Raw genomic sequence first — 20987 nt, 5'->3', positions numbered from 1 at the left:
GATTTGGAAGCACGCGCACATGTTCTGGCGTTGAATTGTGCGAGCCGGCGACGCGTGCCGCAATTGTGAAAATGACGGGCGTCGCGAACGAAATCAGCCGCGCCGATGGCCGCGCGGCGGTCCCGCATGGCGCTTACGGCAAATCGTTCGGTGGCCAAGTGATTTTCGCAATTGTGGCGCGATGGCGAGTCTGCAAAGATCGGGGATTGGATGATGGGCTTAAACGATAAAAGGAAACAGGCAAAATGAAATCATGGACTCTCGCCGCGCTGCTCCTCGCCGCGACCGGCGCGCTCGCCCAGAGCAGCGTTGTGACACTGTGGGCCGGTGGCGTGCCGGATGGCGGGCCGCGCGCGAAGCGGGTGTCCGGGCCGGAGCGCCTCGACGATGAACGCATCAGCAACGTCAGCCTGCCCACGCTGGCGGTCTATCCCGCGGCCTACGACCGCCAGTCCGGCACGGCGGTCGTCATTTGTCCGGGCGGCGGCTACGAATTCCTGTCCTACACCCGTGAGGGCCATCAGTACGCGCAATGGCTGTCCAGCCTGGGCGTCACCGCCTTCGTGCTCAAATACCGGCTGTCCGGCTACGGCCATCCGGCGCCCTTGCAGGACGTGTTGCACGCCATCCGTCTGGTGCGTTCGCAGGCAGGGAAATACGGGGTGGCGCCGGACCGCATCGGCGTCATGGGCAGTTCGGCGGGCGGCCACCTGGCGGCCAGCGCCGCCACGCTGTTCAACCATCCGTCCGGCCGCGGCGGCGACGCCCTCGACGCGGTCAGCGCGCGCCCCGACTTCGCGATGCTGATGTATCCCGTGATCTCGATGTCGCCGCCGGTCGCCCACATGGGCTCGCGCCAAGCCCTGCTGGGCGCGGAGGCGCCGCCGGAGCTGGTGGAGTTGATGTCGCTCGACAAACAAGTCGGCGCGGCGACGCCGCCGACCCTGCTGATCCATTCGCAGGACGACGGCCTGGTGCCGGCCGACAACAGCATCCTGTTCTTCCAGGCCCTGACCCGCGCCCGCGTGCCGGCCGAATTGATGATCTTCGAACGCGGCGGCCATGGCATGGCGATGCGCGCGGGCCAGGGCACCGCGTCGAACTGGCCCCGGCGCGCCGAGGAATGGCTGCGCGACCGCAAACTGATCCAGTGACAAGCCTTGACGCGCAAGGCCGCGCGCCCCCCCGCCCGCCGTGCGGAATTTCATGTGTTGCGTTGGTTTTTTTCGCAATTGCCGCGTGAATCCGCCGTCAGCATAATGGCCTCAAAGCATGGCGGTGACAGTCGCTGACCATGCAATAAAAACTAGTCGGGAGAGAAATGCACACACTAAAACCATCGGGACACCCAAGGTCCCGTGTCCTCGGTTCGGCCCATCCCACGCCCACGCGGTGATCGTCGGCGATCCACTGATTCATCAATCGGAAGAAGCAGCCCATCCGGCCGGCGGCGCGCGGCGGCAGCGGGACGCCATCCATCCGGCAAATTTTCCCTTGTCATCGGCGAGGCCGGCGGCAAGCAATGTAAAACAAACGCATCAGAAAGGAACAAAATCATGAGGAGACAAGCGATGAGATTCCAGGTTTCGGCCATCGGTCTGGCCTGCATTACGCTGCTGAGCGCCTGCGGCGGTGGCGGTGGCGGCGGCAACGGCGGCGGCGCGTCGGGAAGCAAATTCCAGTCGGTCGACTTCCCGTATCCGGGCGCGCGCTATCTGGCGACCGCGCCCGCGGCGCTGGTCGCGACGGCCTCGTCGGAACTGCCCGTCACCTTCGCGTCGAACACGCCGCAAACGTGCACCGTTGCCGACGGCAAGCTGGTGCCGGTCAAACCGGGCGAATGTTCGGTCACGGCCACCCAGACCGGCGACGCCACCTACGCGTCCGCGTCGTCGCAACAGCTGTTCAAGGTGCTCAAGCACGTCCAGGCCATCGCCTTCGAATCGCCCGGCTTCCAGGCGATCAACGGCAAGCCGTCCGCGCTGGCCGCCACGTCCGATTCGGGCCTGGCGGTCAGCCTGGCCTCCATCACGCCCGAGGTCTGCACGGTCAGCGGCGCCGCGCTGACGCTGGTGTCGAAGGGCCAGTGCGCGATCACCGCGTCGCAGGAAGGCAACAACGACTACGCGCCGGCGCTGCCGGTGATGGTCGCGTTCACCGTGGGCGACGCCCCGCCGCCCGTGCTGACCTTGTTGTCCGGCTATGCGTCGGCGACGGCGACCAAGGAAGGCGGCACGCTTAGCACCTTCGCCGGCAGCAACATCGACGGCTGGTGGTGCAGCGATCCGAACTGGTGCGCCAGCACCGTCGGCGCCGGCGGCGACAGCCTCAGCTTCCAGTACCTGATCCAGACCAAGGACCCCAAGCACGTCAACAACGACGGCTGGATCGGCGGCTACGCCGGTCTCGAATTCCTGGCGCCCGGTGTCGGCAGCATCAGCACGACCGGCAACACGATGACCGGCCCGCAGGTCGACAAGCAGACCACGCTGAAGTTCAACCTGGGACAAAACGCCGAATGGTTCAGCGGCGCGGGCAAGGACATGAAGGTCACGCTGGTGCTCGGCCACTTCGCCAACAAGCCTTCCAACAACAACAGCGCCTGCAATGTCGCCCTGAACACGACCTTCACGCCGAAGAGCGCGGCGGTGCAGAAGTACGAGCTGCAGCTGGCTAGCTTCACGGCGTTCGGCGACTCCTGCGACCTGGCGGGCCTGAACCCGGCCAAGGAGCTGGCCAGCTATCCGGTCGTGAAGGTCAAGATCGAGGCCGCGCAGATCAACACCACGGTATTGAGCCCGTCGGCCGCCAGCCCGACGTACCCAACGGTGATCACGCTGAGCGGCGGCATCACCCTGCAATAAGCACGAACACATCATTCCCACGCCATCGCTGCGAGCGGCGGGCCGTGGGGAAGTCTTTCTACAGGAGAGTAAGAAATGCGGAGACATATCAAGAGAACGGCGCTGTCCGTCGCGGTGGCGCAAGCGGCGCTGATCTGGGGCGGCGCGGCGTACGCGCAAACGGCCGCCCAGGCGCCGGGCGGCGCGGGCGGGGCCGAGCAAGGCGCCGATACGACACAGACGATCGTCGTGACCGGCCAGCGCGCGGCGATGCAATCGGCGACCAAGATCAAGCAGTACTCGGAGGAGATCGTCGAGGCGGTGGTCGCCGAGGAGGCCGGCAAGCTGCCCGACAAGTCGATCACCGAGGTGCTGCAGCGCGTCTCGGGCGTCATGATCGACCGCAACCGCTCGCGCGGCGACCCCGAGCACTTCTCCGTCGAGGGCTCCGGCGTCTCGATCCGCGGCCTGTCGTGGGGATCGTCCACGCTGAACGGGCGCGAGGCGTTCTCCGCCGGGGGCCGCGAGTTGAGCTGGGGCGACGTGCCGCCGGAGTTGATGTCGGCGGTGATCATCCACAAGAACCCGCCCGCCGAACTGATCGAAGGCGGCGTCAGCGGCCAGGTGGACTTGCGCACCGCGCTGCCCTTCGACTACAAGAGCGGCAAATTCGCGCTCACCGCGAACGGCAACTACAACGTGCTGGGCAGCAAAAAATCGCCCGGCGTGTCGGGCCTGTACTCGAAGCGCTGGGACACCTCCATCGGGCAGGTCGGCGCGTTGCTGGATTTGTCCTACAACCGCAGCACCACCCGCAACGACACGATCCAGTTGGACGCCTATTTCCCGCGCACCGACATCGTGGACGGCCAGACCGTCTGGGTGCCCAAGTCCGCCTCGTGGCGCAGCAATTCGGGCGAGACGGAGCGCGCCGGCGTGTACGGCGCGCTGCAGTGGAAGAAGGATAACGTCGAGTCGTCCCTCACCTATTTCCACTCGGGCTACAAGGATAGCAACGAAGAGTACGCGCTGTACACGGGGGTGGAGAACGCGTACAGGTCCAAGCTCGTCAACCCCGTGTTCAACGCCAACGGCGTGTTGCAATCGGCCACGTACACCTATCCCTTCGGCGGCCTGGGGGCGAACAACTTCGCGGCCGGCGGCCTGAACTTCAACACCAACACCGGATTCAACGAACGGCGCTCGCAGACGCGGGAGATCGCCTGGAACACCAAGTGGACCATCAACGACCGCTGGTCGCTGCAGAACGACCTGCAGTGGGTGCATTCGACGAACCGTAGCATGGGCAGCAACATGGCCCTGGTCACGTACGTGCCCAGCATGGACATCGACCTCACGCGCGCGCCGGTGAACATCGGCTTCAACCAGGCGGCGCGCGATTTCCTGGCCAATCCGGGCAACTACTACCTGGACCATGTGATGCCAGGCATGGACAAGGCGAACGGCGACCTGTACGCCTGGAAAGCGGACGTCAAGTACAAGTTCGACGATCCGGTGCTGCGGGACCTGCGCTTCGGCCTGCGGCTGACCGACCGCAGCGCGAACCGCGTCAAGGCCGGCGGCAGCGAGTGGTTCAGCTTCGCCGAGCCCTGGAGTGTCAAGCAGACTTCCGTGCCGGGCCGGCTGCCCAACTCGACCGATGGCCAAAACTGGCAGAGCCGCGCCACCTTCGGCTACCTGAAGGATCCGCGCTACGCGGCCCTGACGTCCACCACCATGGCTGATTTCGCCAACTTCTTCAACGGCAAGGTCGGCCAGGTACCGGCCCTGGTCATGCCGTCCATGGAGTTCACCAGGGATTATCCCGCCGCCTACCAGCAGGCGTCGCAGGCGCTCAAGCTGCTGTGCCAGGACGGCAATACGGCCTTCGGCAGCAACAACGACTGCTCGACCGCAGGTAGCGCCTGGACACCGCTGACCTACGATGGCGATCCGTCCAGGACCAGCCGCCAGCAGGAGAAGACGCAGGCCGCCTACGTGTCGACGCGCTTCGGCTTCGACGAGTTGCGTTTCCCCGTCGAGGGCAACCTCGGTGTGCGGGTGGTCCGCACCCAGACGACGGCCCACGGCCACACGGTGTTCAAGCCGAATTACGGCAGCGCGCCGCGGCCGGAGATTCCGCTGTTCGGCGAGATCGACGACCCGCTGAACGTCGAGCACACCTACGTCAACGTCCTGCCCAGCCTCAATTTGAAGACGGACCTGACGGACAAGGTGCAAGCGCGCTTCGCGTTCGCGCAATCGATGTACCGGCCGGGCTTCAACCAGCTGAACGAGTACATCGTGCTGAGCCAGAACATCAAGGACGCCCCCTCGGGTGGCGGCGTACAGAACATCAGCTACAGCGGCCGCGACGACGGCAACGCCAACCTCAAGCCGGTCAGGGCCAACAGCTATGACCTGACGCTCGAGTGGTACCCGGGCAGCGGCTCGTCGCTGACCTTGGGCCTGTTCCACAAGCAGGTGCGCGACATCGTCCTGCAGTCGGCCTTCACCCGCAGCTACAACTCCCTGGACGGCAATCCGCAAAGCTTCCTGATCACGGCGCCGACCAACGCCGCCAGCGGCTCGGTGAGCGGCGCGGAAATCGCCGGCCAGACCTACCTGGATCACGTGCCTGCGCTCAAGGGGCTGCTGCCCGACTGGGCCAAGGGCTTCGGCGTTTCCGCGAACTACACCTATATCAAGAGCAAGCAGACGCTCGACCACCCGTTCGACCTGAAGTACTGCCCCGCCGTCGGATCGTTCAACAACAGCTCATTGAACCTGTATGGCTGCGACACCAACGGGCTGCCGTTCACCTCGTTGCCCATCATGTACCTGTCCAAGAACGCCTACAACTTGACGTTCCTGTACGACAGGGGCCCGCTGTCGGCGCGGCTGGCGTACAGCTGGCGCGGCCGATTCCTGCAAGGCGTGCAGGTGAACGGCACCAGGGGCGACGACGGCACCAGCGCCGATCCCGCCCGCAAAGGCATGCAGGACGTGAGCTGGGGCTTGCCGACCTGGCAGGAGGCGATGGGACAGCTGGACTTTGGCATCGACTACAAGTTCAACGACAATCTCTCGGCCAACCTGTCGGCGACCAACCTGACGGACACCGTCATCAAGCAGACGCAGCAGCAGCACATCGGCACCATGGGCCGCGCCTGGTTCGAACCGGGCCGCAGCTACCGCGTGTCGCTGCGTTACGCCTTCTGACGCAACGCGAGGCGGCCCCGCCGCGGGGCCGCCCCCGCGGCGCGCCCGATTGCTAAAATCACCAACCCGGCGAACGATTCTTCCCAAGCCGCGCGCCCGGGCGTTTACGGCGCGCGGTCTTGGGTAATAATGCGAGCGCAGCGGGTGGGCGCCCCCGGGTCGCCCGCCCAGATACAAACTCTTCACCGTGAGCACCCATGAGTACATTCTCGACCGTCGACGTGATCGTCTTCCTTACCTATTTCATCCTGGTGTCCGGCTATGGCATCTGGGTCTACCGCCGCAAGCAACAAGGGTCCGGCTCGGCCTCGCACGACTACTTCCTGGCCGAGGGCTCCCTCACCTGGTGGGCCATCGGCGCCTCGCTGATCGCCTCCAACATCTCCGCCGAGCAGTTCATCGGCATGAGCGGCTCCGGCTTCAAGATCGGCATGGCGATCGCCGTCTATGAGCTGATGGCCGCCGCCACGCTGGTGATCGTGGCCGTGTTCTTCATGCCGGTCTACCTGAAAAACCGCATCTACACGATGCCGCAATTCCTCGAGCAGCGCTACGGCAAGGCCGTGGCCACCACCATGGCGCTGTTCTGGCTCGGCCTGTACGTGGTGGTCAACCTGACCTCCATCCTGTACCTGGGCGCGCTGGCGATCAGCAGCCTGTCGGGCATCGCCCTGCTGCCGTGCATGCTGTTCCTGGCCGTGTTCGCCGCGATCATCACGCTGGGCGGCATGAAGGTGATCGGCTACACCGACGTGGTGCAGGTGACCTGCCTGGTCGTCGGCGGCCTGGTGACGACCTGGCTGGCGCTGGACATGGTGGCGACGCTGGCGGGCAAGCAAGGCGCGCTGGCGGGCTTCTCCGAACTGTTCGTGCGCGCGGGCGGCCACTTCGAGATGGTGCTCAAGCGCGACAATCCGAACTACATGGACCTGCCCGGCCTGTCCGTGCTGCTGGGCGGCATGTGGATCGTCAACCTGAACTACTGGGGCTGCAACCAGTACATCACGCAGCGCGCCCTGGGCGCCGACCTGCCCACCGCGCGCAAGGGCCTGCTGTTCGCGGCCTTCCTGAAACTGCTGATGCCGGTCATCGTGGTGCTGCCGGGCATTGCCGCGTATGTGCTGGACCAGTCCGGCGCGCTGGGCACCGCCATGCAGCATGGCGGCGAAGTCAATCCGGACCGCGCCTATCCCGTCCTGCTCAACCTGCTGCCATCGGGCCTGAAGGGCATCGCCTTCGCCGCGCTGACGGCCGCCGTGGTCGCGTCGCTGGCCGGCAAGGCCAACAGCATCGCCACCATCTTCACGCTCGACCTGTACAAAAAGAACTTCAACAAGGAAGCCAACGAACAGCGCATGGTGTGGATCGGCCGCCTCAGCGTGGTGGTGTCCATGGCGCTGGCCGTGCTGATCGCGCCGATGCTGGGCATCGACAAGAAAGGCGGCTTCCAGTACATCCAGGAATACACCGGCTTCGTCTCGCCCGGCATCCTGGCCATGTTCCTGATGGGCTTCTTCTGGAAGAAAACCACCGCCGGCGCGGCCATGTTCGCCACCGTCGGCGGCCTGGCCGGCTCCATCGTGCTCAAGTTCCTGCCATCGCTGGTGGACCTGTCCTTCCTGGCGCCGATCGGCTTCGCCAAGGCGACCGAGGCCGGCGTGGCCGAGATCCCCTTCCTGGACCGCATGTTCATCGTGTTCTTCTTCGTCATCGCCGGCATGGTGCTGATCAGCAAGATGGCCGAGGCCAAGCGCGACGGCGCGACCAAGCACCTGCATATCGACACCTCGCTGTTCCGCGTCGACGGCGCCTTCGCCTTCGGCTCGGCCGTCATCGGCGTGGCGCTGGCGACGATCTACGGCGCCTGGTGGTAGGAAGGAAAGACGGGGCCGCCTAGGCGGCGTGCCCCAGTTCCCTGATACGGATCGCTTGCAGCAGCGTGCTGCGGGCGGAACTCAAATGGACGCGCATCGCGTCCAGCGCGCCCGGGATGTCGCGCCGCGCCAAGGCGCGCAGTATCTCCAGGTGCTCGTGCGCCGCGTACTGGTTGCGCGCCATCTCCGAGCCCTTGTCCCACTGGTAGTGGTAGTGGAACACCAGCGACACGATGTCGTAAAATCCCCGCGCGAAACGGTTGTTCAACAGGCCGATCAGGAAGGTGTGGAAGTCGCGGTCCAGCGCCGGAAAATCCTTGTGGCGCGCCGGCATGACCGGCCCCAGCTGCTCGTGCCGCTCGATCAACTCCCTCAACACCGCGTAGGCCGGGTCCCCCGGCGGCAGCGTGCCGAAGCGCTCGATGGCGGCGAATTCGAACATCTGGCGCACGTCGGCCACCTCCATCGCGAACGAACGGTCGAAGGCGCACAGGCGCCAGCCGCCATGCGGCTTCTTCTCGATCAATCCATACCGTGAAAATTCGATCATGAACTCGCGCACGCTGATCGTGCTGACCCCCGCCGCGCGCGCCAGTTCCGCCTCCGAGAATTCGGCCCCCGGCGGCAGGTCGCTGTGGTAGATGCGCTCCATCAGCACTTCCCGGACCCGGTCCGAGCCGGACTGCAAATCGGCGATGTCGAAGTAATCCCCGCGCAGGGGCTTGCGCAGCAGGCGGCGATCCTTCAGGTCGTTGATCAGTCCCTGCGTGTGGAAATAGGCCAGCGCGCTGCGTATCGCCGTGCGGCTACCCCCGCCGAGCTCGGCCATCTGCTGCTCCGTGGGCAGCTGGTCCCCGATGGAGACACTGATCGCGATATGCTCGAGCAGCAGGTTGGCGCTACGCTTGAAGACGGTGGGAGGTCGGGCCATGGGAATCGGAAGTCGCCGGATAGGCGATCATAACAAGGGACACGGGCGCATTTTACAGCATGCCGTGTCCCCGCCGCCGCCCTGGGGCGGGCGGCGGTTCCGGAGGCGGGGTGTTCATGCGCGACCGGAACCGGTCGCGCGGCAAGACTAAGCCAACATCAGTAGCTGCCCATCCTGATCTTCAGGACCGCCGGGCGGCCCGTCAGATTGAGGCCGTGGTCGGCCTGGTCGCCGTTCCAGTTGCGCGTCATCACCCATTTGCCGGACTCGTCGAACCGGCCCTCCTCGACGCGGGCGTACAGGGTCGACTTGCCGGCGTTGGCGCCGGTGGGGCCGATCTTGACGCGGGCGTGCTGCCCGACCACGACGAACTCGTTGTCGCCGATCTGCGCCACCGCGACGCCGCCCGACGGCGTTTCGGTGCCGGGCGGGATATCCTTCATGTCCGGCTTCTCGGGCTGCTCGCCCAGCTGCCACTGGCGGAAGGACACCGTGACGTTCCAGTCCTTGAACGACAGCGTCTGCGGCGTGCGCGCGTCGCTCTCGGCGATGCCGCCGGTGCGGCCCTCCAGGGCCCAGCCCGCCCACAGCTGCGCCATCGGACGGAAGGTCGCGTAGATCTTGCCGAAGGGCTCGACCATGGTCTTGTCCGTCAGCTTGGAGCCCAGCGGATAGTTGGTGTAGTCGGCGTAATCGACGCCGAACGGCGCCACGCCGATCGCGCCGCGGCCCAGGATCTGGTACACGTAGCGCGAATAGATGGCCGAGTTGCCCATCTCGGGCACGAACAGCGCGTTGTCGCGGCGCTGGAACAGCTCCAGGTTGGCCGAGACGCGGCTGGACTCCGAGGCGTAGAGGTCGGGCGCGGCGATGTCGATGGCCGGCGCCGCCGCCTTGTAGATGTCGATCACGTCGTGGCTGGGGCCGCCGCTGGCGAAGTTGTTCTTCCATGGCGCCATCGGCTCGAGCGGATCGCGCAGGGCCGCGTTGACGTACATGGGCAGGTTGTAGACCGCGCGGCCGGCCTTGGCGATCTCGCCGATGTAGCTGGCGATCGCGTAGGCGTGGAAGTACTCGTCGCCATAGGCGCCGTAGACTTCGGACCAGTTGCCGCTGGCCGCGCCCGAAATCGGCGACTTCTTGCGCGCCAGCACCGTTTGCGGCACCGCCTGGCGGAAAGCCGCCTCGGCCTTGGGGCTGAAGTCGCGCGGGTTGCCGTAGGTGCCGGCCTCGTTTTCAACCTGCACCATGATCACGGTGCGGTGCGACTCGTCGATCTTCTTCAGGTGGCCCATCAGGGCGACGAAGGCGCGCTTGTCCGCCTTCAGGGTTTCCTCGCTGTGCGGCGACAGGCAATAACCCACCTTGCCGTCCTTGTCGATCATGCGCGGGAAGCGCGCGTTGTCGAACTTGACCCACTCGGGCGTGTAGGCCGGGCTGGTGTTCTTCGTGGTGCCGAACCACAGCAGCACCAGGCGCACCTTGTTGCGGCGCGCCTGCTCCACGAGCGTGTCGACGTAGCTGAAATCGAACTTGCCCTCGACCGGCTCGATCTGTTCCCAGGCCACCGGGATCTCGAGCGTGTTGGCGTGGGCGTCCTTGACGGCGGCCCAGACCTCGGGCAGCGCGCCGGGATAGTTGCTCGAGTTGTGCGCCTGCACGCCGAGCATGGTGAAGGGCTTGCCGTCGACGATCAGCGCGTAGCGGCCGTCCTTCTCGACGAGATGGGGAATGGGCGCGGCGGCCCTGCTGTCGACGGGCGCCCCCGTCAGGGCGATCATGCACATCATTGCCCAAAGGGGGCTGGTGGTTTTTTTCATGGTAAAGAGTTGATTGCCGGTCTCCCGCGGCCGGCTTGCGCCGCGGGAGGGCCGGCGGGTGGTTAGAACGAGTAGTTCAACTGCGCGCCGAAACTACGTCCGGTGTAGAAGGCGGAGCGCAACTTCATGCCTATGCCCTGCTGCATGTACTGCTTGTAGACCTGGTTGGTCAGGTTGCCCACCTGGCCGCCGAGACGCAGGTTCTCGGTGATCTTGTACTGGAAGCCGAGGTCGACCTGGCCGTACGCGCCGCCCCAGGTCGGCAGGCCGTAGTTGACCGAGTACTGCTGGCCGTAGTTCGGGCTGGACGGGTTGCGGTCGATGCCGTCGTTGCCCGCCGTGCCGTACGCGTTGGTCGACTGCAGGTACTTGTCGCGCCAGCTATAGGCCAGCCGCATCGACAGCGCGCCCTTGTCGTACAACAGCGCCAGGTTGTAGGAGGTCTTCGACAGGCCCGACAGCGGCATGTTGCCGAACACCTTGCCGTCGGTGTCGCAGCCCTGCAGGTCGCGCACCAGGTTGGCGGTCAAGGTGTCCTTCGGCGTGCACCAGGCGCTGCTCACCGGATTGCGGTATCTGGTGCTGCTGTCGATGTAGGTGAAGTTGCCCGAGACGCCGATGCCGGACCACAGCCCCGGCAGCTTGTCGAAATACGTCTGGAACGACAGCTCGGCGCCGCTGACGCGGGCGTCCATGCCGTTCACCGGACCGGTGACCAGGAAGTCGTAGGGCTTGCCGGTGACGTCGTTGAGCTGGTACACCGAGGTCTGTCCGATGACGACGCCCTTCAGGTACTTGCTGAACAAGCCGAACGACGCCGAGGTGGAGCGGCTGTAGTACTCGGCCGTCAAGTCGATGTTGTTCGCCATGACCGGCTGCAGCTTGGTGTTGCCGCGCAGGCTGCCGACGTACGAGATCGAATCCAGCACCGGCTTCTGGCCTTCGCCGGGAGGGGTGTGGGACTTGATGTCCATGTTCAGCGACGTGAAGGCCTGCAACTGGTAGAAGTCCGGCCGCGACATGCCGCGCGACAGCGCCACGCGGAATTGCACCTCGTCGCCGACCTTCATGCGCAGGTTCAGGCTGGGCAACGCCTTGGTGTAGACGTTCTCGAAGGTCTGCTCCTCGAACGACTCCGGAATGTCCGGCACGCCGGGGATCAGCGGCTTGTCCGGTGGATCGAACATGGTGAAACCGACCGACTCCGGATGCGAGCGCACCACACGCACGCCCACGTTGCCGTCGACCGGGTAGCGCAGCTTGTCGAAGCCGAAGCGCAGCTGGGCGTACGCGGCCTGGGTGCGTTCCTTCTGCTCGTTGCGGCCCTTCTGGTCGCCGAACGGCGGCAGCTTCCAGCTGCAGTCGTTGGTGCGGCCGGTGGCGTTGGCCTCCTGGCACAGGATGGTGTAGTAGGTGTGCAGCTTGGCGATGCTGTCGAGCGAGCCGGTCAAGGCCATGTCGGGCACGACCACCGGCGCCGGCATCGGCACGGTGCCGCCGAAGAAGTTGTCGAACTGGTGCAGGTTGACGTCGCCGGCGAAACGCGGGTCGCTCAGCGCGGCGAACTTGGCCAGCGGTTGCCACGAGTTGGGGCCGACCGCCCAGCCCTGCGTGATCTGCGTCCACTCCGAGTCGCGGGTGGAGCGCGTCAGCGAGCTGCGCTCGGTCATGCGCACGCCGAAGCGCAGGTCGTTGAGCACCGGGTCGTCGAAGGTGAACTTGGCGTCGAGGCGGGCCGTGTTCATGTTCGCCTTGGCGACGTCGTAGTGCACCTGGGTGAAGCCCCAGTAGTAGTTCTTCGGATCGGCCAGGTAATCGCGGGCCGCCTTGTCGAAGGTGAAGGCCGGGATCGATCCGCGCAGGTCCACCGTCTGGCTCGGCGCCCAGCCGCCCAGGCCGATGGTGTTGTCGTAGCCCTCGGTGGTGGCGCGCACGTGCTGCAGGTCCGCCTTCAGGGTCCACTGGTCGCCGGCCCGCCACGATCCGGACCAGGACAGGTCGCGCGTGTCGGAGTCGCGGCCGCTGGCGCGCGAACCGGTGCCGAAGCCCAGGCCGGTGCCGAAGCCCAGGCCGCTATTGGTCGGATCTCGCAGCGTGCCGGTCAACAGGGCGCCCTCGGCGTCCCACGTCGCGCCGGGATCGACGGTCAGGTTGCGCGGATTGGTGCCCACGAACAGCGAGTTCTCGCCGGAGTGCATCTTGTACTTCGAGCGCAGGTAGGTCAGGTGGGACGCCAGCGGGCCCTTCTTCCACTGCAGCGCGCCGTACAGGCCGTCGCGCGTGCGTTCGAAGGTGTTGGAGCCGAACGAGGCGCCCGGCGTCACCCAGCGCAGCTTCTTGGCGTCCAGGTCGCCGGCGACCAGGTCGTCGCGCGATGAGTACGGGCTGATGGACAGGCTGTCGCTGCGGGTCATGACCTTGGAGTGCGCCAAGTCGATCAGCGCGCCGAACTGGCCCAGCTCGGTTTCCCAGCGGTCCGAGTACAGCGCGGAAACCGACGGTGGCGAGTGTGTCTTGCGCAGCGAGGAGCCGTGGATGTCGGTGGAGAACGCGAACTTGCGGCCCTTGGAGTCGAACGGCAGCGCGGTGCGCAGGTTCACCAGGCCGCCGATGCCGCCCTCGATCTGCTCGGCGGACGGGTTCTTGTAGACGTCCACGCCGGCCATCAGCTCGGGCGGCACGTCCTCGAAGCTCAGCGAGCGGCCGCCGTTGGCGGAGAACGAGTCGCGGCCGTTGAACTCCGAACGCACGTGGCCCGCGCCCAGGCCGCGGATCGACACGCCGGTGCCCTCGGCGGCGAAGTGCGCGATGCCGTCGCCCACGCCCTGTTGCGGGTCGACACGGTTCAGGGTGCGGTCGATGGTCACGCCGGGCATGCGTTGCAGCACCTCGGTCACCGACTTGTCGGGCAGCTTGCCGATGTCGTCGGCGACCACCGAATCGACGATCTCGTCGGCGTGCTGCTTGATCTTCGCCGCCGACTCCAGCGCGCCGCGTTGGCCGACCACGACCACGGTGTTCGCGGCCGGCGCGCTCTGCGCCAGCGCGGCGCCGCTCGCCATCCAGGCCAACTGCGCCACACCCATTGCGATCGCCGTTCTTTTAATGTTGTTCAATTTAGTCATCTCCCTTTCGCCTCCACAAGTTCGCGGCCGCTTCCGCGCCGCGAACACCACCCCGCTCCGACGCGTCGCGCGCCGCGGGGATTACTTCGAACCTTCACATTGCAAGCACCTTCATTTTGTCGGCCGCGCCCCGGGCCAACAATTCTAAAAATCACCAGTTTTCCGAACAAAATCGCCCAACGACGACGCTCATTTGGTCGCCTTGACGATCATCTCGATCACGTCCGGGTCCAGGTGCGCGCCGGTCTTGCGGTCGATCATGCCGCCCGTGTCCCAGTACACCGGCACCAGGCCGCGCTGGAAAGCCGAGCGCGTGATGTACTGGTTCCACAACTTGTGGTAGGCGTTCATGCCCGGGTACGCCGCCTTCATGCCGGCGCCGTACTCGCCCAGGATCACCGGCACGCCCTTGTCGCCGAAGGCGGTCTTCATTTTCTGGAACGCGGCGTCGGCCCACGCCTCGTTGGCCCAGGGCTCCACGGCGGCCGGGTCGGTGGCGGTCGCGCCCCATTGCCAGATCTTGCTGTCGGCGTCGAGCGTGAAATGGAAGGGGTCGTAGTAATGCACTTCCATGAACAGCCGGTTGGCGACCGTGTCCTTGGGCACGGTATTGGTCGCGACCGTGATGTCGATGTTGGTGTTGTAGCCCTGCACCACCAGGTGGCGCACCGCGTTGTTGCCGCCGGTCGCGCGCACCGCATCCACGAAGGTCTGGTTGAAGCTGTTTTGCACGCTGGTCCATTCGGCGCTCGGCGTGCCGTAGAAGTTCTCCTGGCCGACCTCGTTGCTGCCCGCGAACAGCAAGGTGTCGTCGTCGTTCTTGAAGGTGTTGGCGATCTGCGTCCAGAACTTGGCCAGCTTGGCGTTGATCGCCGCCTGCTTGTCGTAGGTGGGATGGTTCATCCACCCGCCGTCCCAGTGGATGTTGATCATGGTGTACAGGCCGGCGTTGTGGGCGTAGTCGACCACCTGGCGCACGTGGGCCAGCCACGTGGCGCTGATGTTGTTGTTGGCGTCGGCGTACTGGCTCCACGCGATCGGGATGCGCACCGTCTTGAAGCCGGCCGCCTTGTAGGCGTTCATCAGCGCCTGCGTCGGCACCGGGTTGCCCCACGCGGTTTCGTTGGGTATCGCTTCCAGCGTGTTGCCCAGGTTGATGCCGGGCGACATCAGCTTCGCCAGCTCCGTGCTGCTCATGTCGCGCATGCCCGCCGTTGTCGGCGTCGGGGTTGGTGTCGGTGTCGGCGTGGTCGCCGCCGGGGACGACGCGCCGCCCGCGCCGCCGCTGCAGCCGGAAAAGCCCGCCGCCAGCAACAGGACGGACGCGGCCGCCATCATGGAATAAAAGGATTGTTTCACGAGCTCGGTCTCCGTTTTATGGCGGCCGGGCGAAGCGCCGCCATGGCCGTGACGGCATTCTGCAAGTGGCGTCATGGAGGGGCAATTACAAAAAAACTCAAAGGGGCGAGTTAAATCGCCCAACGCGGGCGAGGGCCATGGCCGCGGGCCGCCGCCACGTGTGGCCGCGACGCCACAAAGGGCGCGGCGCCTGCATCAAATCATACGGTCCCTTGGCGGTTTTTATAATTGCCGCGCATGGGACGGCACCCCAAAATAGGCCGCCTTTCCTTTCCACGCACACATGAGTATCGCTATGCCATTCAAGAGAAAAATCCGCCAGGCCGGCATCGCCGCGGCCGTCCTCGCCCTTTGTTCGGGCATGCCGCCGGCCGCCGTCGCCGAAACCGCCGCCACCCACGCGCCAGCGGGCGCCCGCCCCTGGATGAACGTGAAACTGGGCCCGGCCGAACGCGCCGACCTGGTTCTGAAAGAGATGACGCTGGACGAGAAACTGAAGCTCGTCATGGGCTATCTGGGCGGCGACGCCGACTGGAAGAAATTCAAGCGCCCGGCCGAGGTCCGCACCCAATCGGCCGGCTTCGTCTACGGCGTCGAGCGCCTGGGCATTCCGCACCTGTGGGAGACCGACGCCGGCCAGGGCGTGGCCAGCCAGGCCGGTCCCGACGCGCGCCAGGCGACCGCGCTGCCGTCCGGCCTGAACACGGCCGCCACCTGGGACCTGAAAACGGCCTACGAGGGCGGCGCCATGATAGGCGCCGAGGCGCGCGCCTTCGGCTTCAACGTGATGCTGGCGGGCGGCGTCAACCTCGCGCGCGAGCCGCGCAACGGCCGCAACTTCGAATACGCGGGCGAGGATCCCCTGCTGGCCGGCAAGATCGTCGGCGCGCAGATCAAGGGCATCCAGTCCAACCGCATCGTCTCCACGCTGAAGCATTTCGCGCTGAACGACCAGGAGACCGGCCGCACCACGCTCAACGTCAAGATCGACGACCAGGCCGCGCGGATGTCGGACCTGCTCGCGCTGCAGATCGCCAACGAGGACGGCAACCCCGGTTCCGTCATGTGTTCCTACAACCAGCTCAACGGCGTCTACGCCTGCGAGAACAGCTATCTGTTGAACGAGGTCTTGAAGAAGGACTGGGGCTTCAAGGGCTGGGTCATGTCCGACTGGGGCGCGACCCACAGCACGATACCGGCCGCCATCGCCGGGCTGGACCAGCAGTCCGGCCTGCCGTTCGACGTGTCCGACTACTTCGGCCCGCAGCTGAAGGAGGCCGTGCAGAACGGCTGGGTGCCGCAGTCGCGCCTGGACGACATGGCGCGCCGCGTGCTGCATCCCATGTTCGAGCACGGCGTGGTCGACCACCCGGTGGCGCCCTCCTCCGACGCGATCGACTTCAAGGCCAACGCCGCCGTGGCGCAAAAGGACGCGCAGGAGGGCATGGTGCTGCTGAAGAACGCGGATCGCGTTTTACCGCTCGGCAAATCGGTGAAAAAGATCACGGTCATCGGCGGCTACGCGGACCGGGGCGTGCTGGCCGGCGGCGGCTCCTCGCTGGTCTATCCCGTCGGCGGCAACGCGGTGCCGGGCCTGGAACCCAAATCGTGGCCGGGGCCCGTCATGTACTATCCGTCGTCGCCGTTGAAAGCCATACAGAAGCGCCTGCCCCAGGCGGCCATCGCCTATCACGACGGCACCGACCCGGCCGCCGCCGCGAAGGCGGCGCGCGACAGCGACGTGGTGCTGGTGTTCGCCACCCAGTGGACGGCGGAGGCGATGGACGTGCCCGATCTGTCGCTGCCCAACAAGCAGGACGGCCTGATCGCCGCCGTGGCGGCGGCCAATCCGAAAACCGTGGTGGTGCTGGAAACCGGCGGTCCCGTGACCATGCCGTGGCTGCCGAACGTCGCCGCCGTGCTCGAGGCCTGGTATCCGGGCACCAGCGGCCACGAGGCCATCGCCTCCATCCTCTTCGGCGAGGTCAATCCCTCGGGCCATTTGCCCATGACCTTCCCTGCGTCCGAATCGCAATTGCCGCGGCCCAAGCTGGACGGCTATCCGCAGGTGCAGGACCAGCGCTTCGACGTCACCTATCACGAAGGCGCGGCGGTCGGCTACAAATGGTTCGATTTGAAAGGCCTCAAGCCCCTGTTCCCGTTCGGGCACGGCTTGTCCTACACGGAGTTCGCCCTGTCGGGCCTGGAGGCCGGCGTGAAGGACGGCGTGCTGCACGCGTCGTTCACCGCCAAAAACGTGGGCAAGGTGGCCGGCAAGGAGGTGGCGCAAGTGTATGTCGCGCCGGTCGACGCCCGGTGGGAGGCGCCCAAGCGCCTGGCCGGCTTCCAGAAGGTCGACCTGAAACCGGGCGCCAGCGTCAAGTCCTCCATCACCGTCGACCCGCGGCTGCTGGCGGTGTTCGATTCGGCCAGCAAGACCTGGAACGTGGCCGAGGGCGATTACAAGGTGATCCTGGCCGCCAGCGCCGCCGACGACAAGGCCAGCGGCGTGGTGCTGCGGCTGAAGGCCGCCAGCTACGACGTCAACGGAAAACCGCTGACGCCGTTGCGCTGACGAGGGTTCGCTTCGATTCCGCGCCGGCTCGCGCCGGCGCGGCGTTGGTGGATCAGAAGTTGTAGCCCATCGAGACCCGGAAGCTGCGGCCCGGATCGAACCAGGCCCGGCCCATATCGCCGGGGGCCTGCTGGTGGGTTTGCTTCGTCACCACATTGGTCAGGTTGCTGACATTGAAGCTGCCCCACAGGTGGTCGCTGAACCGGTAGTTGACGCCCGCGTCCCACTGGCCCACGGCCTCCTGCCAGACCGGCAGTCCCCACACCACGTCGGTCGGCGCGACGCCGCCGTTGGCGGCGATGCGCGCCGGATCGGCGCTGGTGCCCCGGTCGCCCGACGCGCCGTACACGCCCGTCGCCAGCAAGGTGCGCGAGCGCCAGCTATAGGCCAGGCGCGCCGAAACCGGCCCGCGGTCGTACATGAAGCCCAGGTTGAAGGCGCTCTTCGACATGTACGGCACCGGCAAGTCCTTGAAGGGCAGGCCGTTGATGTCGCATCCGTAGAGATTGCCGGCGATCGAGCTGCCGCCGCCGGGGCAATACGGCATCTTGAAGGGGTGATACAGTTCCTGCTCGCCGTCCAGGTAGGTGTAGTTCGCGGAAACGCCGAAGCCCTTGGCCCAGTCGGGCAGGCGCTCGGCCAGGCCGGGCAGTCCGTCCAGGTAGGTCGAACCGGCCAGTTCGACGCCGGCCAGCCAGAGCTTGGCCGCGTTCGCCGGCCCGGTGACCCGGAAGTCCTGCTCGTTGCCGGCCAGATCCTTGATGGTCCTGGTATACGTTTCGGACAGGATGATGTCCTTCACCTTCTTGTAGAACAGCACGGCGGTCAGGGACTGCCCGCTGCGCGGATACCATTCCAGCGAGATGTCGACGTTGTTCGACTTGAGCGGCTTCAGATGCGCGTTGCCATCGTTGTTGCCGGTGTAGGTGACCATGCTGACGTTCTGGCCGGCGGAGTCCATCGTCACCTTCTGGCTCAACGTGATGTACTCCTGCAGCTGGTCGAAGCCGGGACGGTAAATGCCACGCGACAGCGCCAGCCGCGATTGCAGCTTGTCCGTCAGGTTGACCTTCAGGTTCAGGCTGGGGATCACGTCGATGTGGCTGGACTTGACATCGAGCGGCTCGTCGACCTCGCCGAAGCGGGGCACGCTGGGCGGCGTGGTTTCGCCATAGGTCGGCTTGAACACCGTGTAGCCGTGCGCCACCGTGTTGGTCCTGACCACCCGCGCGCCCGCGTTGCCTTCCACCGGGAACTTCAGGTCCTCGAAGCCGAAGCGCAGGGTGCCGTAAATGGCCTGGGTGCCTTCGCTATGCTCGCTGATGTTCTTGGGATTGCTGTCGTCGAAGCCGTCCGGCCGCCAGTCGTTGGCCACCGTGGTGCAATCGTTGGTGGTGCCCTTGATCGCGTTGGCGTCCTCGCAATTCAGTCGAAGCGCCGTCAACAGTTGACGGTACGCGGCCGGCTTGTCCTTCACCATGGCCATGGTCGGCACCACGATCGCCGGCGGCGAACTCATCCTGCCGTTGAAGAAGTTGGGGAAGGCGTATTGTTCGACCGAACCGAGGGCCGCGTACCTCGGGTCGCTCAGGTAGCCGTAGTTGCTCCGCTGCCAGCCAAGATCGGCGGGGTTGGGGAGTTGCCCCGCCACCTTGGTGGGCTGCACCGCCCAGGGCTCGGCGTAGGATTTCCAGCCGGTTCCGCTGTTCTTGTGTTTCGTCGAGGAGCGCTCCGTCAGGCGCACGCCGAAGCGCACATCGCGCAGCACCGGGTGGTCGAAGTTGAACCTGCCGTCGGTCTTCCACGCGTACAGGTCGGCCTCGGCCTTGTTGGTGTCGGGCTGCGAGATGTCCCAGTAGTAGTTGCCGGCATTGGTCAGGAATTTGCGGGAGTTCTCGTCGAAACTGAACACGGGCCGCGAGCCGGCGACGTCCACGCCCATGCTGGGCACGAAGGTGCCAAGGTTGAGCATGCCGCCCTCCCCGCTGTTGGTGGCGTGCACCCACTGCAGGTCGGTCTGGAAAGACCAGCTCTCATCGATCTTCGCCTTGAGGTTCCAGGCCAGCTCACGGGTCCGTCCCTTCGCGCTGTTGTAGTTCCGGGTGGTGCCCATTTTCAGGCCGCCGGCCGCGAACTGGTTCGCGCCTTGCCCACCGATCGGATAGCTGAGGACGCCCGATTGGAAGACGCCGTTGCTGTCGTATTGGGCGTCGCCATACCTGGTCAGGTAGGGATCTTCCCCGCCGGCGAATATATTGGTGCCGGTGCTGGTCGAGCGGAAAGCGGAATCGAAGTAGGTCAGCGACGACTCCTTGCCGTTCTTCTTCCACTGCAAGGCCCCGTACAGGCCCGCGCGCTCGGACTCGCCCGTGCCGGTGCCCCAGGAGGCGCTGACCGGCACCCACACCGTCTTGCCGGCGACCAGGTTGGACCGCGGGTAGTAGGCGGATTGGTCGATCGAGTCGTAGCGGCTGGTGCTCTTGCCGTAGGATAAATCCACCAGCACGCCGACCTCGCCCAGGTCCGTGCTCCACCGGTTCGAATACAAGCCGGAGATGGCCGGCGAGTTTTTCTTGCCGAGCACGGCATAGTTGTTCGAGGCGGAAATGGCGCCGTGCTGCCCCTTGGAGTCGAACGGCAACCGCGTGCGCAGATTGATCTGGCCGCTGATGCCGCCCTCGACCAGTTCGGCGGAGGGGTTCTTGTACACGTCCACGCCCGCCATCAGTTCCGGCGGCACGTCGCCCCAGCTCAATTCGCGCCCGGGCCAGCCCGCCGAGAAGCTCTCGCGTCCGTTCAGCGTGGAAGAGCCCCAGGACAGGCCGCGGATCTGCACGCCCGACCCCTCCACGTCGAATCCCAGGCCGTTGGCGGCCAGGGTGGAGCCGGTGCGCGAGCGGTTGCGGTCCATGGTGACCCCGACCACCCGTTGCAACACCTCGGTGATGGACTTGTCCGGCAGCTTGCCGGCCTCGTCGGCCACGACCGAGTCGACGATCTGCTCGGCTTCCTGCTTGAGCCGCTGCGCGGTTTCCACCTGCCGGCGCTGGCCGGTCACGACGACGGTGACCGCCGCGCCCTCCTTGGCGACCGGTTCCGCCGCCGGCGCATCCGCCTGCGCCAGCGCGCCGCCGCTGTACAGCAGCGCGAGCTGCGCCGCCGCGAACGCCAGCGCGGTCATTTTGAATGGTTTTCTCTTCATCGTTGTCCCCATGCTGCTCATGTTTTTTTCCTCTTA

At 66.0% G+C, this 20987-nt stretch carries 10 protein-coding genes; 5 read left to right on the top strand and 5 right to left on the bottom strand.

Translation table 11 applies throughout. The annotated features are described in order from the left end of the window. Positions 1-245 precede the first annotated feature (245 nt). The 4 genes from BM436_RS29375 (at position 246) to BM436_RS29360 (ending at position 7939) form a co-directional block, all read left to right on the top strand. Positions 246-1154, top strand: coding sequence for an alpha/beta hydrolase (locus tag BM436_RS29375; protein WP_093559489.1), 909 nt, complete (start codon positions 246-248; stop codon positions 1152-1154). 417 nt (positions 1155-1571) lie between these two features. After that, positions 1572-2864, top strand: a complete 1293-nt coding sequence (locus BM436_RS29370) for a hypothetical protein (protein ID WP_093559487.1) — start codon at positions 1572-1574, stop codon at positions 2862-2864. A 75-nt stretch (positions 2865-2939) separates the two neighbouring features. Then, the gene (locus BM436_RS29365) at positions 2940-6065 is read left to right on the top strand and encodes a TonB-dependent receptor (protein ID WP_093559485.1); all 3126 of its coding nucleotides are present in this window, start codon (positions 2940-2942) and stop codon (positions 6063-6065) included. A 197-nt stretch (positions 6066-6262) separates the two neighbouring features. Beyond that, entirely contained in the window at positions 6263-7939 is a 1677-nt protein-coding gene (locus tag BM436_RS29360) for a sodium:solute symporter family transporter (protein WP_093559483.1), read from the top strand. Between the two features lie 19 nt (positions 7940-7958). Here BM436_RS29360 and BM436_RS29355 read toward each other — a convergent pair whose 3' ends face one another. The 4 genes from BM436_RS29355 to BM436_RS29340 form a co-directional block, all read right to left on the bottom strand. Beyond that, on the bottom strand, positions 7959-8870 hold the full coding sequence (locus tag BM436_RS29355) for a GntR family transcriptional regulator (protein ID WP_093559481.1): 912 nt from the start codon (positions 8868-8870) through the stop codon (positions 7959-7961). A 158-nt stretch (positions 8871-9028) separates the two neighbouring features. Continuing rightward, entirely contained in the window at positions 9029-10651 is a 1623-nt protein-coding gene (locus BM436_RS29350; RefSeq protein ID WP_093559515.1) for a DUF5597 domain-containing protein, read from the bottom strand. A 101-nt stretch (positions 10652-10752) separates the two neighbouring features. Continuing rightward, on the bottom strand, positions 10753-13815 hold the full coding sequence (locus BM436_RS29345; protein WP_229490853.1) for a TonB-dependent receptor: 3063 nt from the start codon (positions 13813-13815) through the stop codon (positions 10753-10755). A gap of 189 nt (positions 13816-14004) precedes the next feature. Beyond that, on the bottom strand, positions 14005-15174 hold the full coding sequence (locus BM436_RS29340) for a glycoside hydrolase family 5 protein (protein ID WP_229490851.1): 1170 nt from the start codon (positions 15172-15174) through the stop codon (positions 14005-14007). A gap of 295 nt (positions 15175-15469) precedes the next feature. On the opposite strand from BM436_RS29340, the gene BM436_RS29335 reads away from it, so the two are divergent. Beyond that, positions 15470-17749 (top strand): glycoside hydrolase family 3 C-terminal domain-containing protein, encoded by a 2280-nt coding sequence (locus tag BM436_RS29335; RefSeq protein ID WP_093559477.1) that lies wholly within the window; start codon positions 15470-15472, stop codon positions 17747-17749. 52 nt (positions 17750-17801) lie between these two features. On the opposite strand, the gene BM436_RS29330 is transcribed toward BM436_RS29335, so the two are convergent. Beyond that, the gene (locus tag BM436_RS29330; RefSeq protein WP_177307598.1) at positions 17802-20951 is read right to left on the bottom strand and encodes a TonB-dependent receptor; all 3150 of its coding nucleotides are present in this window, start codon (positions 20949-20951) and stop codon (positions 17802-17804) included. Positions 20952-20987 lie beyond the last annotated feature (36 nt).

It is taken from the genome of Pseudoduganella namucuonensis (assembly GCF_900116645.1).
GTDB lineage: Bacteria > Pseudomonadota > Gammaproteobacteria > Burkholderiales > Burkholderiaceae_D > Rugamonas > Rugamonas namucuonensis.
This window is presented reverse-complemented; position numbering and strand designations above follow the sequence as displayed.

Excerpts from the sequence above, each read along its gene's own strand:
- BM436_RS29360 (WP_093559483.1), top strand. The coding sequence starts at position 6,263 with ATGAGTACATTCTCGACCGTCGACGTGATCGTCTTCCTTACCTATTTC.
- BM436_RS29355 (WP_093559481.1), bottom strand. The coding sequence starts at position 8,870 with ATGGCCCGACCTCCCACCGTCTTCAAGCGTAGCGCCAACCTGCTGCTC.
- BM436_RS29375 (WP_093559489.1), top strand. The coding sequence starts at position 246 with ATGAAATCATGGACTCTCGCCGCGCTGCTCCTCGCCGCGACCGGCGCG.
- BM436_RS29335 (WP_093559477.1), top strand. The coding sequence starts at position 15,470 with ATGCCATTCAAGAGAAAAATCCGCCAGGCCGGCATCGCCGCGGCCGTC.
- BM436_RS29345 (WP_229490853.1), bottom strand. The coding sequence starts at position 13,815 with ATGACTAAATTGAACAACATTAAAAGAACGGCGATCGCAATGGGTGTG.
- BM436_RS29350 (WP_093559515.1), bottom strand. The coding sequence starts at position 10,651 with ATGATCGCCCTGACGGGGGCGCCCGTCGACAGCAGGGCCGCCGCGCCC.
- BM436_RS29370 (WP_093559487.1), top strand. The coding sequence starts at position 1,572 with ATGAGATTCCAGGTTTCGGCCATCGGTCTGGCCTGCATTACGCTGCTG.
- BM436_RS29365 (WP_093559485.1), top strand. The coding sequence starts at position 2,940 with ATGCGGAGACATATCAAGAGAACGGCGCTGTCCGTCGCGGTGGCGCAA.
- BM436_RS29330 (WP_177307598.1), bottom strand. The coding sequence starts at position 20,951 with ATGAAGAGAAAACCATTCAAAATGACCGCGCTGGCGTTCGCGGCGGCG.